The sequence below is a fragment of the Janthinobacterium paucivorans genome, from assembly GCF_051380805.1.
Taxonomy (GTDB): Bacteria; Pseudomonadota; Gammaproteobacteria; order Burkholderiales; family Burkholderiaceae_D; genus Janthinobacterium; species Janthinobacterium lividum_D.
In genome coordinates, this window is sequence record NZ_JBNYXR010000001.1 from 417,007 (window position 1) to 432,722 (window position 15,716).

15 protein-coding genes are annotated in these 15,716 nt (G+C 60.4%); 3 read left to right on the top strand and 12 right to left on the bottom strand.

Annotation, left to right across the window (positions count from 1 at the left end):
* From ACQ4V8_RS01820 to cueR, 3 genes are all read left to right on the top strand, one after another.
* Positions 1-732 (top strand): FecR family protein, encoded by a 732-nt coding sequence (locus ACQ4V8_RS01820; protein WP_436570798.1) that lies wholly within the window; start codon positions 1-3, stop codon positions 730-732.
* A 104-nt stretch (positions 733-836) separates the two neighbouring features.
* Positions 837-3,284, top strand: a complete 2,448-nt coding sequence (locus ACQ4V8_RS01825) for a heavy metal translocating P-type ATPase (protein ID WP_010399999.1) — start codon at positions 837-839, stop codon at positions 3,282-3,284.
* Between the two features lies 1 nt (position 3,285).
* On the top strand, positions 3,286-3,705 hold the full coding sequence (gene cueR / locus ACQ4V8_RS01830) for a Cu(I)-responsive transcriptional regulator (protein WP_010399998.1): 420 nt from the start codon (positions 3,286-3,288) through the stop codon (positions 3,703-3,705).
* 132 nt (positions 3,706-3,837) lie between these two features.
* Here cueR and ACQ4V8_RS01835 read toward each other — a convergent pair whose 3' ends face one another.
* The 12 genes from ACQ4V8_RS01835 to ACQ4V8_RS01890 form a co-directional block, all read right to left on the bottom strand.
* Positions 3,838-4,038, bottom strand: a complete 201-nt coding sequence (locus ACQ4V8_RS01835) for a heavy-metal-associated domain-containing protein (protein ID WP_010399996.1) — start codon at positions 4,036-4,038, stop codon at positions 3,838-3,840.
* 76 nt (positions 4,039-4,114) lie between these two features.
* Positions 4,115-5,056, bottom strand: coding sequence for a bestrophin family protein (locus tag ACQ4V8_RS01840; RefSeq protein ID WP_010399995.1), 942 nt, complete (start codon positions 5,054-5,056; stop codon positions 4,115-4,117).
* A complete protein-coding gene (locus ACQ4V8_RS01845; RefSeq protein WP_142303445.1) occupies positions 5,053-5,346 on the bottom strand; it encodes a hypothetical protein in 294 nt (97 codons plus the stop codon). The genes ACQ4V8_RS01840 and ACQ4V8_RS01845 overlap by 4 nt, the downstream gene beginning before the upstream one ends.
* Before the next feature lie 232 nt (positions 5,347-5,578).
* Positions 5,579-7,396 carry a PhoH family protein gene (locus tag ACQ4V8_RS01850; protein ID WP_436570799.1) on the bottom strand — a complete coding sequence of 606 codons (1,818 nt, stop codon included), beginning with the start codon at positions 7,394-7,396 and terminating at the stop codon, positions 5,579-5,581.
* Positions 7,397-7,707: 311 nt separating this feature from the next.
* Positions 7,708-8,151, bottom strand: coding sequence for a peroxiredoxin (locus tag ACQ4V8_RS01855; RefSeq protein WP_010399992.1), 444 nt, complete (start codon positions 8,149-8,151; stop codon positions 7,708-7,710).
* 104 nt (positions 8,152-8,255) lie between these two features.
* Positions 8,256-9,215 carry a polysaccharide deacetylase family protein gene (locus ACQ4V8_RS01860; RefSeq protein WP_436570800.1) on the bottom strand — a complete coding sequence of 320 codons (960 nt, stop codon included), beginning with the start codon at positions 9,213-9,215 and terminating at the stop codon, positions 8,256-8,258.
* Positions 9,215-10,267, bottom strand: a complete 1,053-nt coding sequence (locus ACQ4V8_RS01865) for a bifunctional UDP-4-keto-pentose/UDP-xylose synthase (RefSeq protein WP_436570801.1) — start codon at positions 10,265-10,267, stop codon at positions 9,215-9,217. The genes ACQ4V8_RS01860 and ACQ4V8_RS01865 overlap by 1 nt, the downstream gene beginning before the upstream one ends.
* Before the next feature lie 21 nt (positions 10,268-10,288).
* Positions 10,289-11,206, bottom strand: coding sequence for a formyltransferase (locus ACQ4V8_RS01870; RefSeq protein WP_010399986.1), 918 nt, complete (start codon positions 11,204-11,206; stop codon positions 10,289-10,291).
* Positions 11,206-12,201, bottom strand: coding sequence for a glycosyltransferase (locus ACQ4V8_RS01875; RefSeq protein WP_029496566.1), 996 nt, complete (start codon positions 12,199-12,201; stop codon positions 11,206-11,208). The genes ACQ4V8_RS01870 and ACQ4V8_RS01875 overlap by 1 nt, the downstream gene beginning before the upstream one ends.
* Before the next feature lie 11 nt (positions 12,202-12,212).
* Positions 12,213-13,349 (bottom strand): DegT/DnrJ/EryC1/StrS family aminotransferase, encoded by a 1,137-nt coding sequence (locus ACQ4V8_RS01880; RefSeq protein WP_010399983.1) that lies wholly within the window; start codon positions 13,347-13,349, stop codon positions 12,213-12,215.
* Positions 13,350-13,550: 201 nt separating this feature from the next.
* Positions 13,551-15,224: a glycosyltransferase family 39 protein gene (locus tag ACQ4V8_RS01885; RefSeq protein WP_436570802.1), complete on the bottom strand. Its 1,674-nt coding sequence runs from the start codon at positions 15,222-15,224 to the stop codon at positions 13,551-13,553.
* Complete coding sequence (locus ACQ4V8_RS01890) at positions 15,221-15,613, bottom strand: Mth938-like domain-containing protein (RefSeq protein WP_010399981.1); 393 nt, start codon at positions 15,611-15,613, stop codon at positions 15,221-15,223. The genes ACQ4V8_RS01885 and ACQ4V8_RS01890 overlap by 4 nt, the downstream gene beginning before the upstream one ends.
* Between the last annotated feature and the right edge of the window lie 103 nt (positions 15,614-15,716).

Sequence of the window (15,716 nt, forward strand, 5' to 3'; positions counted from 1 at the left end):
TTGTGCTTAGCCCTGATGTACCTGGGTACGCACGCCTGGGCCGGGCAGGTGGCCGGCAGCGTCATGCAATTGAGTGGTCCGCTCATGGCCAAGAAGGCCGATGGCAAGGTGAAAATCCTGGCCGTCCAGTCCGAGGTCGAGCAGGGTGATACCTTGCTGACGGAAAAGGACACCTATGCCTTGATCAAGCTGATCGACAATAGCGAAATTACCTTGAAACCGAATACCAGTTTCGTGATCGAACAATTCAGCTACGCCGCCGAGCAGCCCGACGGCGACCACGCCATCTTCAGTTTGCTCAAGGGCGGCTTGCGTTCCGCCACGGGCCTGCTGGGCAAGCGCAACAAGGAGCGCTTTGAGATGAAGACGCCGGTCGCCACCATCGGCATCCGTGGCACGTATTTCACTGTCGAGTATGTCAGTGCCGGTGGCTATGCGGCACCAGGCTCGTCGCTACCCAAAACGGGATCGCCGGCAGGAGCGACCCTTGCGCCAGGGCTGTACACGTCGGTGACCACCGGACAAATCGTGGTAAGCAATCCAGGCGGCACGCTCGATATCGCCGCTGGCCAGTTCGGTTTTACACCCAGCATCAAGCAGCCGCCCGTGATCTTGCCCGTTAATCCCGGCATGAAGTTCACGCCGCCGCCAGCCTTTTCGGCGCCGCCATCGGGCTTGGGCACCGCCGCAGGTGGCGGCAAGGCAGCGGCCGTCGACTGTATCGTGCGCTAAGTGTTCTGAGAAATAGCTGCGCACGCGACGAATAGCGCTTGACCTTCCCATCATGGGATAGCAGATCCTCGGCCTCTTCGTCCATCTTTCGTCCAGGATCTGCCATGCAGCAGCGTATCCCCGCTCCCACCACTGCCCCTTCCGCCGCCGCACATGCGCAGGCGCTGTCTATCGACGGCATGAGCTGCGCCTCCTGCGTGGGCCGCGTGGAAAAAGCCCTGGCCGCCGTGCCGGGCGTGATCCAGGCCAGCGTCAACCTGGCCACCGAAGTGGCGAAGGTCACATCGAGCATGCCGATTGCCCTGGCCGCCTTGCAGGCGGCCGTGGAAAAGGCTGGCTACACGCTGGCGCAGCGCGAGATCGACCTCAATATCGCTGACATGACGTGCGCTTCGTGCGTGGGCAGGGTGGAAAAAGCCTTGCTGAAGGTGCCGGGCGTACTGGCCGCCAGCGTCAACCTGGCCACGGAGAGCGCGCGCGTCAAGGTAACGGGCGATCTGGAGGCGGGTGCCCTGATCGCCGCCATCGACAAGGCCGGCTATGCGGCCAAGGTGCCTGTCGCCAGTCAGTCCAGTGCGCCCGCTGCCGCACCGAACCGCGCTGGCATGAAAGTGGCGTTCGCAGCCGTGTTGGCCTTCCCCCTCATGCTGCCCATGCTGCTTGCATGGGTCGGCATCCACCTAATGCTGCCCGGCTGGTTGCAGTTTGCCCTGGCCACGCCCGTGCAGTTTTACTTTGGCGCGCGTTTCTACCGGGCCGGCTGGAAGGCGGCCCGCGCCGGCAGCGGGAATATGGATTTGCTGGTGGCGCTGGGCACGAGCGCCGCGTATGGCTTGTCCGTGTATCAGTGGCTGATGCAATTGTCCACCCCTGGCGCGATGCTGCCGCACCTGTATTTCGAGGCATCGGCCGTCGTCGTCACTCTGGTGCTACTGGGAAAATGGCTGGAAAGCCGTGCCAAGCGCCAAACGGCCTCGGCCATCCGCGCGCTGCAAGTGCTGCGTCCGGAATCGGCCCGCGTGCGCCGCGACGGCGTCGAAATCGACTTGCCCGTGGGGCTGGTGCAAGTGGGCGATCTGGTGTTGATACGCCCCGGTGAACGGGTGGCCGTCGATGGCGTGGTGCTGGAAGGTGCCAGTCAGATCAACGAATCGCTGATCACGGGCGAAAGCTTGCCGGTTGATAAACATGTGGGCGACAAGGTGACCGGTGGCGCCATCAATGCCGATGGCTTGTTGCTGGTGCGCACGCAGGCCGTGGGCGGCGAGACCACCTTGTCGCGCATCATTCGCCTGGTGGAAGATGCGCAGGCGGCCAAGGCGCCCATCCAGCATCTGGTCGACAAGGTCAGCGCGATTTTTGTTCCCGTGGTGCTGCTGCTGGCGCTGCTGACCATGTTCGGCTGGTGGTTGGCCAACGGTGAGCTGGAGAGCGCTATCATCAATGCCGTCGCTGTGCTGGTCATCGCCTGTCCGTGCGCGCTGGGTCTGGCCACGCCAACGGCCATCATGGCCGGCACGGGCGTCGCTGCCCGTTACGGCATCCTGATCAAGGATGCGCAAGCGCTGGAAGTGGCGCACGCCGTCACCACCGTGGTCTTCGACAAGACGGGGACGCTGACGGTGGGCAAACCTGCGCTGGCGGCCCTCCATGCGCTCGGCATCGAGGAAGCACGGCTGTTGCAACTGGCGGCCAGCATCCAGCGTGGCAGCGAGCATAGCCTGGCTACGGCCGTGCTCGATGCAGCGGCCGCGCGCCATATCGAGCCCTTGCCCGCCACGGCGCTGCGCGCCTTGCCAGGGCGCGGTTTGGCGGCGCAAGTCGATGGCCTCGAACTCAAGCTGGGCAGCACGCGGCTGATGCAGGAGCTATCTGTTGACCTGGCGCCGCTGGCAAGCCAGGCGCAGGTGCTGGAAAGCACGGGCAACACGATTTCCTGGCTGGCCTCGGGCACACAGTTGCTGGGCTTGTTCGCCTTCAGCGATCAGGTCAAGCCGAATGCGCAGGCGGCCATTGCCCATCTGCACAGCCTGGGCATCGCCACGCTGATGCTGACCGGCGATAATCAGGGCAGCGCCGACGCCGTCGGCAAGCTGCTCGGCATCGACACGGTGGCGGCAAAAATGCTGCCAGCCGATAAAACCGCTAAAATCATCGCACTGAAAGGCGCGGGCGCCACGGTGGCCATGGTGGGTGACGGCATCAACGATGCGCCTGCGCTGGCGGCCGCCGATGTGGGCATCGCCATGTCGACGGGGACGGATGTCGCCATGCACGCGGCCGGCATTACCCTGATGCGCGGCGACCCGGCCCTGGTGGCAGATGCCATCGATATCTCGCGCCGCACCTACGGCAAGATACGGCAGAATCTGTTCTGGGCATTTATCTACAATATGATCGGCATTCCGCTGGCCGCCTTCGGCTTGCTCAACCCGATGGTGGCAGGTGCGGCGATGGCCTTCAGTTCCGTCAGCGTGATCAGCAACGCCCTGTTGCTGCGCCGCTGGAAGGCCCGCAGTCAGTCAGCTAGTGCGCACACCAAGGAGTCATAGGATGAATATCGGCCAGGCGGCAAGCGAAACGGGCGTATCGGCAAAAATGATACGCTACTACGAAAGCATTGCCCTGTTAAAACCCAGCGCGCGCAGCGACGCCGGTTACCGCATTTACACGCCGAGCGACTTGCACGCCTTGCGTTTTATCAAGCGTGGGCGGGGACTGGGGTTTTCGCTGGAACAGATCCGCGAACTGCTGTCGCTGTGGCAAAACGATCAGCGCGCCAGCGCGGACGTGAAAGGCATCGCGCTAGCCCATGTGAGCGACTTGAATACACGCATCGCTGAACTAACGGAAATGCGCGATACCCTGTCGCGCCTGGCACAATCGTGCCACGGCGATGACAAGCCCGATTGCCCCATCTTGCAAAGCCTGGGGCTGGTCGGTGAACCGGAGGCGAAAGCCTGTTGCCACTGACTTGCTGATTGAACGTCGCCCGCTATCTGGAATCGAAGCGTAGAAGCCCTTTTGATGAGGAGGGCGTCTTGGGCCATGACGCGCAAGGGAACGGGCAAGCGACAATAGCCGGCGCATGGGCCGGCTGTGCTGCTACTGTGCGCTGGTGACGGGGTAGCCCGCCTCCACGATGGCGGCACTGATAGCATGCAGTTCGACCGCCGATTCCACCGTGACGCGCTTGCTGGCCAGGTCGATTTGCACCTGTGCGGCAGGATCGATGCCTTGCACCGCTTTCGTGACCGCGCCGACGCAATGGCCGCAGCTCATGTTGTCAACTTCTAACTGATACATGGCAAGCACTCCTTGAATGATTAAGTGTTCTCACTGTAAGCCTTCCCCCGATGGTAAGGTCAAGGGAAAGCGTGGCTCAATTGAGCATGAAGTCGACCGCTTGCATGGGCGGCGGCACATTGTCATCTTGCACCGACGTACGCAAGCTGATTTCAATGGCGCGGCACATGGCTGATAGCGGTAAATCGTTGGCATCTTCGCCGAATGGCTCCTCGATCTCGTCGCCCAGCGCATCGAGGCCAAAGAAGGTGTAGGCGACGATGGCGACGACGAAGGGCGTCATGAAACCGAGCGAGTCAACCAGGCCGAAAGGCAGCAGAAAGCAGTATAGATAAGCCGTACGATGCAGCAGCAGCGAATATGAGAAGGGAATCGGCGTGCTGCGGATACGTTCGCACGAGGCGCCCGCCGCAACCATGGCCGAGATCGTGTTATCGATCTGTGCGGTGAGGATGCTGTCGATACGCCCCTGCTGGACGCAGTCGGCCAGGTCGTGGCCCATCTGCAGCATCAGGTAGTCTGACGGGTTCGCAGCCTTGCATGCCGCTTCCCATTCAGCCGGGCGCAGCAGCGGCTGCAAGTCGGCCGCGCCGCGCGTGTCGCGCAACTGGTGGCGCAGGGCGTGACAAAAGGCGATGCTGCGGTAAATCATGCGCACGCGCACATCGTCCAGGCCCAGCCTGGCGTGGGCGGGCGTATCGCTACGTATCATGCTCTGGCATTGGCGCGAGAAATTACGACTGCGCAACACCAGTTCGCCCCACAGCTTGCGCGCTTCCCAGTAGCGGTCGTAGGCGGCCGTGTTGCGAAAGCCCAGGAAGATGGCCAGTGGCAAGCCGATCAGGGTAAACGGGATGGTGGTGAGGATGATCTTGTGGTCGAACAGGGTGCCGTGGCACCAGGTAACGAGCGTGGCGATCAGGGTGTTGACGATGAGAGTGGTGCGGATGCGCGGCAAGACGGAACCGCGCACTACCAGGAACAGCCGTAGCGCCGAGGGACGCTCACGCACGATCATGCTGCGCTCCCGGTTTGAGCCTGGTGATCGGTAAAGATGGAAAGACGGATTGATAAATGCCGGGAACAAAAAGCCCGCTGTGTGTGCGCGCTGAGCTGGGTGTGCATGGGAGGCAATGTAGGGGCGAGGAACGGAGTATAGGCCGCTGTTTCGCTTTGAGCCAATTCACAGTGATAATGGCGCTTATTAATTTCATGAATGAACATTTCATCTGTAGTTTGCATTCCTGTGGCGCCATGTTCTTCACGAATATTTTTGTTTCCTTTTACCTTTAGAGCAAGTGCAATCACACCCGTCGCAGGCGGAGCCTGGCGTTACCTTGGCAGCGCTTGCCAAGCATATCGGCCGAACGCCATCACCCACGCCAGCAAGGCCGGTGCCTGGTCCGCGGCGTCCATGAGGAAAGAGCGCGGTATTCGAGCATATCGATGCGAACAGTTGCGCGCATGAAAAAAGCCCCGCCTGCATCGCTGCAGCCGGGGCTTTTGAATGACTGTGGCGGCTTGCGCCGCCCGTTCAAACTTACAGTACTTCGCTGGCGTGATCGGCCAGGCGCGAACGCTCGCCGCGCGCCAGGGTGACGTGGCCGCTGTGGGTCCAGCCCTTGAAGCGGTCGACCACGTAGGTCAGGCCGCTCGAGCCTTCTGTCAGGTACGGCGTGTCGATCTGGGCGATGTTACCGAGGCACAGGATCTTCGTGCCGGGACCGGCGCGCGTGACCAGCGTCTTGACTTGTTTAGGCGTCAAGTTTTGCGCTTCGTCAATGATCAGGAACTTATTGACGAAAGTGCGGCCGCGCATGAAGTTGAGCGACTTGATCTTGATGCGTGAGCGTATCAGGTCTTGCGTTGCCGCACGGCCCCATTCGCCGCCATCGGCGTCGGATTTGTTCAGCACTTCCAGGTTGTCGTCGAAGGCACCCATCCATGGCGACATCTTTTCTTCTTCCGTGCCTGGCAAGAAACCGATGTCTTCGCCGACAGGCACCGTCACGCGGGTGACGATGATTTCATTGTAGAGCTTGGTTTCCAGCACTTGCGCTAGACCGGCGGCCAGGGCCAGCAGGGTCTTGCCGGTACCGGCTTGGCCCAGCAGGGTGACGAAGTCGCATTTTGGATTCATCAGCAAGTTCAGCGCGAAATTCTGTTCGCGGTTGCGCGCCGTCACGCCCCACACATTGTTCTTCGTGTGGCTGAAGTCGCGCAGGGTTTGCAGCACGGCGGTCTTGCCGTTGATCTGTTTCACCTGGCCGTAGAACGGCGTTTCGCCGTTTTTCGGTTCCAGGTAGATGAACTGGTTGACCAGCAGCGATGGAATGAAGGGGCCCGTCACGCGGTAGAAGGTGGCGCTATAGCCGTTCTTGCTTTCCTGCCACGATTCCATGTCCTTGCCGTGCTTATTCCAGAAGTCGTCCGGCAGCTGCACGATGCCCGAGTACAGCAAGTCCGTGTCTTCCAGCACATGGTCGTTGAAGTAATCTTCGGCCGGCAAGCCCAGGGCGCGCGCCTTGATGCGCATATTGATATCTTTCGATACCAGCACCACCGGGCGGCCTTCCTGTTCCGACTCCAGCGAGCGCACCACGGCCAGGATCTGGTTGTCCGCCTTGCCTACTGGTAAGCCTACTGGCAGGTCGGCGCTTTGCAAACGCGTCTGGAAGAACAAGCGGCCCTTGGCATCCTTGTTGCCCAGCTTGGACAGCAAGATGCCGTGTTCGATGGCGTCGTCATCCGTGTTGCTGATCAGTGCGTCGAGCGTGCGCGATACCTGGCGTGCATTGCGCGCAACTTCCGTCATGCCCTTTTTATGGTTGTCGAGCTCTTCCAGCGTCATCATTGGCAGGTACACATCGTGTTCTTCGAAGCGGAACAGCGATGATGGGTCGTGCATCAGCACGTTGGTGTCGAGCACGAACAGCTTGCTGATGCCGCGCTGGTCGGCGGCGCGGCTGGCGGACGACTTGAGCTGCACTTCGACCGCCTTGTGTTTGGCCGGATGTGGCTGTTCGGCCTGCTTGACGGATTTGATCGGCGTGACCTTGCCTTTTGCCGCCGGTGCGGCTTTGGCCAGCGCAGCAGGTGCGACAGCCGGGGCGGCCACAGGCACGCTAGCGGCTGGCGCCGGTGCAGGCTTGGCGGCCATCAGGGCTGCCACTTGCTTGATCTTTGTGGCCGCATTGCGGACCGGCTTGGCAACGTCGGCGATCGCCGCTTGAATGACGGGGGCAGCCACTTTCTTGGCTGCCGGGGTTTTGCTGGCCGGGCGCGCTGCGCCTGCGCTTGGGTAATCTTGGGTGGCCAGGATGGTGGCTGGCTTGCTCGGTAATTTTGGCAGTGGCATCAGGATCTCAATCAAAAAATTTCTGGAATGAATCGCCCATGGGCAGCCAGCTTCTGGCGGCACTTCTCATGGGGTGGATGCGGGAGGACAACAATGCTACAGGACGAGAGACTGCCGGAAGCCCGGCAGCATGGCCGGTCATGGATGCCATCGGCGGGCTACAGGCCCGCCTGGCGGAGTGGGTGGAGGCGCTTCGTTGACTCAAAATGGCGATAGGTACCGTGAACTGAACTGCGGTTGAGCTAAGGTTGAGATAATTGCGAACTAAGCTGGCTCGATGCCGACAACGCGCATACGATCAAAACAGATGATCAACTCAGATGCGCTACGAATTCCAGCACTTCTTCCACGTGAGTTGCGACCTTCACGCCTCTCCATTCTTTCACCAATCGGCCCTGGGCGTCAATCACAAACGTACTGCGCTCGACGCCACGCACGGTCTTGCCGTACATCTGTTTCATCTTCATGACGTTAAACAGTAGGCAAACGGCTTCGTCCGGGTCGGAAATGAGTTCGAACGGCAGTTCCAGCTTGGCTTTGAAGCTTTCGTGCGAGCGCAGCGAATCGCGGCTGATGCCATAGATTTCCGCGCCGGCGGCGACAAATTGCGGATAGGCGTCACGGAAGGCGATGTTTTCAGTCGTGCAGCCGGGGGTGTTGTCCTTCGGATAGAAAAACAGCACCGTGGCCTTGGCTGGGCGGCCCAGCAACTGAAAGGTCTTGCCGCTGGTCATGGTGGCGTTAAAGTCGGGCATGCTAACGAGGGATAGGCTATCAGCCACAGGTTCTCTCCTGAACGGTGATCATCAGCGCTGTTTTTTTTAATCTGGCAACGCATCCAGGTGCAACAATACAGCATTCAGGCCGCTTTGCCCTGCACAATCAGGCGTCCCGAACGCCCAGGTAACTGATCCCAGGTGACGGGGCAAACGGGCAAGTCGGTATGGCGTATCTTTTCATAATAATCGCCCATCGCCGCAAACTGGTAGCCCTGAGCTTTCCAGCCAGCCAGCAGTTGTTCGAAAATGGGGGCGAGTTTCTGTCCTTCAAGTTCCGCATGCAAGGTATATACGTGGTCGCGGGGATTTTCCTGCGTCAGCGACAATATATGCGCGGCAACATTGCCGGTCGTGATCAGCTTGCCGTCGATTTCGCAGCCGAGCAACTCGTCCAGGGTGGGCAAGGTGGTGGGCAATTGCACGCATTGCAAGATGGTGTTGCCATTGCGCACGCGGTGTGGACCATTGCCCGGATGCAGCATGGCGCCGCGCGCGTCGAGCATGGCGCGGCCATCGGAGGCAAAGCGGTAGCCGGCCGTGTCGTGTTCGACAAAGGCGCTGACATTCATTTGCCAGCCGGCCGCGCCGTGTGTGCGCGCCTTTGTTCCAAATACCTGTTCGTAGCGGTTGGCAGCCTTGCGCATCATGTTGACGGTCCAGGCGGTGTTGCGCTTGGCCACGTTGTCTTGCCACAGGGTGTGATCCCAGGTGTGGATGCCGCACTCGAAGCCGGCATCGCGCACGGCGCGCAATTGCGCAGCGCATTGCTTGCCGATATCGGGTCCCGGCAGCAAGGTGCCATACATCAATGTTTTCAAGCCATAGTGCTCGACCACCGAAGTGCGCGACACTTTGCTGAAAAAGCCGGGTTTCAAGGCCCGCCGCAGGGCCCAGCCCGTATGGTCGGGGCCCAGCGAAAACAGAAAGGTAGCCTTGGCCTGGTGCGCGGTCAGCATGCGCACCAGATTGCCCATGCCTTCACGGGTGCCGCGATAGGTATCGACGTCGATTTTGAGGGTCAGGAACGGCTTGCTCAACATTAATCCATCAATGCTTTGGCTTGTGCTACCTGGCTGCGGTAGGCGTCGAAAATATTGCGCAGGGAATCGGCCATGGTGGTGCTTGGCGCCCAGCCCAGTTCCTCACAGGTATTCGTGATTTTCGGCACGCGGTTTTGCACGTCCTGGTAGCCGGCACCGTAGTAGGCGCCCGAGGTCGTTTCCACGATTTTCACGTGTTTCGCGCCTTCGGCGTATTCCGGGTACTCGGCGGCCAGGCTCAGCATCATGCCGGCCAGGTCGCGGATCGAGTAATTGTTAACTGGATTGCCAATGTTGTAGATCTTGCCGCTAGCGATGCCATTCTTGTTGGCGATGATACGGATCAGCGCATCGATACCGTCATCGATATAGGTGAAGGCGCGTTTTTGCGCGCCGCCATCGACCAGCGAGATGTTCTCGCCGCGTACGATATGGCCGAAGAATTGCGTCACCACGCGTGAGGAACCTTCTTTCGGCGTGTGGATCGAGTCCAGGCCGGCACCGATCCAGTTGAATGGGCGGAACAGCGTGAAGTTCAAGCCTTCCATGCCGTAGCCCCAGATTACGCGGTCCATCAACTGCTTGGCGTTCGAATAGATCCAGCGTGGCTTGTTGATCGGGCCGCAGATCAGTTCCGAGTTTTCCGGATCGAATTCCTCGTCATGGCACATGCCATACACTTCCGAGGTCGACGGGAAAACCAGGTGCTTGCCGTACTTGGCAGCCGAGCGCACGATAGGCAGGTTGGCTTCAAAGTCCAGTTCGAACACGCGCAGCGGTTGCTTGACATAGGTCGACGGCGTGGCGATGGCCACCAGCGGCAGGATCACATCGCATTTTTTGACGTGGTACTCGACCCATTCCTTGTTGATCGTGATGTCGCCTTCAAAGAAGTGCATGCGCGACTTGTAGTTGTCATCTTCCAGCAATTCCGTGATGCGGTCCGTGTTCATGTCCATGCCGTAGACATGCCAGTCTGTGGTTTCCAGGATGCGCTTGGACAGATGGTGGCCGATGAAGCCGTTGACGCCTAAAATGAGGACTTTTTTCATATGAGATTCTCTTGAGTGATATCAGTGTGTGCTGGCGCGGGCGGTCAGCCTGGCCTGCAATTGATGAGCCGAAATTGGCTCCCCGGCAGCCCTCAGCGCGGAAATGGCCAACAGGCGACCGTCTCCGCAGACGCCAAAGATGCAATTATCCACTACCGCCAAGCCGAGTGGCAAACTTCCTGCGCAACGCTTGCTCAAACGCGCTTTTTCGATGGTGTAAATGACATTGTCAACTTCGGTGAAGGCACCCGGATAAGGAGGGGCGACGGCGCGGTGCAGGTTGTATACTTGCTGCGCGGGTAACGTCCAGTCGACGCGGCCGTCTTCCGGCTTGCGTCCGCCAAAATAGCCGCCTTGGCGCAGATCGTTCAATAGGCGCGGTGCCGTACCGTTCAGCAGGGCCGGCAGCACGCCCCACAGCGTTTGTTCTGCCGCCACGGTGACCTTGCCGAAGACTTCATACGCCGTATCGTCGGGCAGGATGGGCACGGCCGTTTGTGCCACGATGGCGCCGGCGTCGGGCTTGACGGTCATTTCATGCAGGCTGGCACCCGTTTCCGTGGCGCCATGCAGCACGGCCCAGTTGACGGGCGCGCGACCGCGGAACTGCGGCAGCAGCGAGCCGTGCATATTGTAGGCGGGAGCCACTTCCAATATGCTAGCGGGCAACATGTGGCGATAATAAAAGCTGAACAGCATGTCCGGCTTGGCCGCTTGCACCTGCTCCAATAGTTCCGGCGCGCGCGCGTCCAGAGGCGTGATGCAGGCGATGCCTTCGGCCAGGCACAGGCTGGCGACGGATTCGAACCACAGGTTTTCCGTGGCACTGTCTTCATGCGTGACGACCAGGGCGATATCGACGCCACCGGCCAGCAGCACCTTGATGCAGCGCACACCGACATTGTGGTAGCCGAAGACGACGGCGCGTGGCGCGCCCATCAGCGGCTCACCTGGCGCTTGTCCAGGCGCACATATGCTGGCGCCTCCGCTTCCGCCTGGGCCATGCCGTCTTGCAAGATGGTTTGCACCACATAGCGGGGACGGGCACGCACTTGCTGGAAGATGCGTCCCACGTATTCGCCCACCAGGCCGATGCCGAACAGGATCACGCCCATGAAGAAGAAGGCGATGGCAAACAGGGTAAATACGCCTTCGGCCTCCGCGCCCAGCAGGAAGCGGCGCACCAGCAGGAATACCACCAGCAATGCCGAGCCCAGCGACATCGCCATGCCCAGCATGGAAAAGATTTGCAGGGGAATCAGCGAAAAGCCCGTCACCAGGTCGAAATTGAGGCGGATCAGGCTGTACAGCGAGTATTTCGATTCGCCGGCAGCCCGTTCTTCATGTTCGACGGTAATTTCCGTGGGCTTGCGGGCAAACGTGTAGGCCAGGGCCGGCACGAAGGTGTTGACTTCGGCGCACTGGTTGACCAAGTCGATGACATTGCGACCATACGCGCGCAGCATATTGCCCTGGTCGGTGATCTTGATATTCGTGATCTTTTCGCGCAGGCGGTTCATCATCTTCGACGCCAGCGTGCGCCAGGCAGAATCTTGCCGCTTGCGCCGGATCGAGCCCACATAATCGTAGCCTTCGCGCATCTTCGCCACCAGGTTGCCGATTTCTTCCGGCGGGTTCTGCAAGTCGGCGTCGAGCGTGATCATGATCTGCCCGCGCGAGGCTTCAAAGCCGGCCAGGATTGCCATGTGCTGGCCGTAATTTCCGTTGAACAAGATCACGCGCGTGACGTCTGGGCGCTGGCGGAACTGTTCCGCCAGAATGGCCACCGAATTGTCGCTGCTGCCATCATTGACGAAGATGATCTCGTAGCTCGTTTGCAAGGCATCGAGGGCCGGATACAGACGGGCGAACAAGCTGGCCAAGCCATCTTGCTCGTTGTAGATTGGAATGATAATGGATAGTTCAGGTTTCATCGATGCGCTGCTCATTTGATGAGGATGGATTTGACGCTGGCGACAGCCCGCTCCACGTCTTCTGTGGTCATGGCGTAGAACATCGGCAAGGTCACGGTCAGGCGGCCGATCTTTTCCGAGACGGGGAACATGCCTTCGGTAAAGCCGCGTTCGCGGTACAGGGAAAACAAGTGTATTGGTGCGTAATGATAGCCCGTTCCCACGTTTTGCTGCGCCATTTGCTGCATGAACGCGGCGCGCGTGCCGGGGCCGTTGTCGGGCAGGATGATCTGGAACAAATGCCAGTTGCTGTTTTCAAAGTCTTGCACGGGCAGCTGCGCGCCGCTTGCCGCTTCGAAATCGCTGCCCAATTGCGCGAAATAATGGCGTGCCAGCGCGCGGCGGTGGGCCGTGATGGCCTCGATGTTGGCGAACTGGCCCAGGCCGATGGCAGCCATGATGTCGCTCATATTGTATTTGCCGCCCAACACATCGACATCGATGCCGTCGACGCCGCTGCGGGTGACGCCTTGCAGCCGGTATTTCTCGGCCAGCTTGGCTTCTTCCAGGTTGTTGAGGACGAGACAGCCGCCTTCGCCCGTGGTGATATTCTTGTTGGCCTGGAAGCTGAACGAGACAAAGTCGCCAAACGCACCGATGCGCTTGCCCTTCCAGGTGGAGCCGAACGCTTGCGCCGCGTCTTCCACGACGCGTAAATTATACTTTTCAGCAATTGCGTACAGGCGGTCCATATCGACGGGCAGACCCGACAGGTAGACGGGAATGATGGCTTTCGTGCGTGGCGTGATGGCCGCTTCAAGTTTGTCGAGATCGATATTGCGCGTGACCGGGTCAATGTCGGCAAATACGGGCGTGGCGCCGACTTCGATGATGACGTTGGCAGTCGCTACCCACGACACGGGCGTGGTGATGACTTCGTCACCAGGGCCGACACCGGCGATGCGCAGTGCGATTTCCATGGTGCAAGTGCCAGAATTGAAGGTGCGCACCGGGCGCCCGCCAAAATACTCTGACAGTTGGGCTTCGAAGGCTTGCACCTTCGGGCCGCTGGTGATCCAGCCCGAGCGCAGCACTTCGCCGACGGCGGCGATGGTTGCTTCATCGATGGTGGGTTTGGAAAAGGGCAAAAAGGGCAGGGTAGAGGTCATGGGGCGCGGTTCTTGGGTCTATATATTGTCAGGGGCGGTGTCGTCGAGGCCGTCAATGCGGTCAAGGTTCGCTGGCAGGCAAGCTTATTTTATATCGTCAGTATGGCGGCGCAGCCGCTGCAGCGGTGAAAAAATCCGCTACTGCGACTGCTGCTGCAGTGGTGAGGGCGCGCGCCGTGCTGCCTCGCGCGCCTGTAAACTTTATTTGTTGGCAATCACCATGCGGCGCGCATCCTCGGCAATGACACGCATGGGTACGCCACGTTGTTGCAAGTCCTTGTAACGCTGCAGGCTGATAATGGCCATGTCGCGCACGCCGGCGTTGGCATCGTTGGTCCACTGTGTGATGAATGCATCGATGCTCGGGATAGACAGTTCAGGCTGCTGTTTCAGGCCAAACGTAAATTCATCCCAGTAATCGACGAGGATCACCGGCCGCTGCAGGTAATACGTGAGCGACTGTTCATAGATGCCGACCGAATAGAGTTTGGTGTCGGCCGTCAGTTCTGCCTGGATCTGCGGCAGTATGGCGGTGCCTGCGCGGTTCTGGCCATACAGTTCGGAGCCGGCCAAGATGCAGTGCGTGGCCAGGAAGCCGGCGCCGGCGATCGTCAGCACGGTCATGTCGCGGCGCAGCTGGCGCGCATGCAACAAGGCCAGCGCGCCGCCGGCCAGGGCGAAGAAGCCGGCCGCCATCACCCATGCCTGGTAACCCTTGAGTGCTGCCAGTTCGGCCGGATCGCGTCCGCTAGCGTGATTGAAACCGATCGGCCCGCCGATCAGGATGGCCGCGCCCAGCACGCACAGCAGGCCGGCGGCCAGCATGCGCTGGCGGCGCGAGGCCGATTCCAGGAACAGCCCCACCAGCAATGCCAGCGCCGGGAAAATGGGGACGATGTAGCCAGGTAACTTCGAGGTCGAATAGCTGAAGAAAAAGAAAATGAAGATGGCCCAGGCCAGCAGCATCAAGCGGGGCTGGAAGGTCCCTTCCTGGCGCTTGAAGGCGGCGGCCAGGCTTTGCGGCAACACGCCTATCCACGGCAGGATGCCGGGAATGAGCAAGACCAGGAAGTAGTACCAAGCGCCTTCGCGCTGGTGTCCCTTCATCAGGAAACGCTGGAAATGCTCATGGATGAAAAAGAAATGCGGTTGCTCCGGATTGCGCAGGGCGACCAGCACGAACCAGGGCGTGGCGATGGCAAAGAACACCAGCAAGCCCTTGACCAGGTGCAAACGCGTCCAGATGCTCCAGTCGCGCGCACACAGCGTGTACAGCACCAGTACGGCGCCAGGCAGCACGATGCCGATCAAGCCCTTGGCCAGCACGGCCAGCGCCATGCCGCCCCAGCAGACCAGCATCCAGTTGCGCCGTTCATGCGCGGTGGCATCGTCGCGCTGGGCGATCAGCAGGCTGCCCAAGGTTATGCTCATCATGCCCGACAGGCCCATGTCGAGCGAATTGATCTGGCCGGAAGCGAGCCAGAACAGACTGGACGCCAGCACCAGGCCGGCATACAAGCCCACGCGCGGACCGAACACTTTCTTGCCTGCGCAAGCGGTCATGCACACGCCGATGATGCCGCACAGGCCAGTCCACAGGCGTGCCTGCCATTCGCCCAGACCGAAGGCGGCGAAAGTCAGCGCATTCATCCACGTTTGCAGCGGCGGCTTTTCAAAGTATTTGATGCCGTTCAGGCGCGTAGTAATCCAGTCGCCCGTGACGAACATTTCGCGTGCCATCTCGGCGTAGCGGCCCTCGTCGGGCGGCACCAGGGTGCGCACGCCCAGCGCATACAGGGTGGTGACGATGAAAATGCCCAGCAGTGACCACATCAACAGCCGCGAGCTATGCAGTTCGTTGACGTTGATCTTCATGCAGCGCTGCCTGCGCCGGGAGCCATGATCAGGGCCAGGGTAACTTTGCGGCCCTCGCCCATCAGGATGTTGTAGGTACGGCAGGCTGCCTGACTATCCATGCACTCGACGCCAATGCGGCGCATGGTCAGCGCGGCCGTCAGTTTCGGATGCACGAAACGCTGGCGCTCGCCCGTGCCGAGGATGACCACATCTGGCGCGTCGGCCAGGATTTGCGCGAAATGCGCCTCGCTCAGTTGCTCGAAACTGCCCACGTCCCACGCCCGTGGCGGCATTTCCGGCATGATGATCAGGCTATAGTTGTACGGCTGGGCATTGATCTCCACGCCATTTTCGTCGTAGCCTGTGACGGTTTGGTATTGTAGGGTGCTGCTGGCATGAAGTTTCATGACGATGTCCGGGCTGTTCGTGTCGGTTGATCGGTGCGCGCGCGGTTCGGTAGCGCTGCGGCCAAGGGCGTAAGCATGCCATAAATGCTAAAAAAGAGCGACT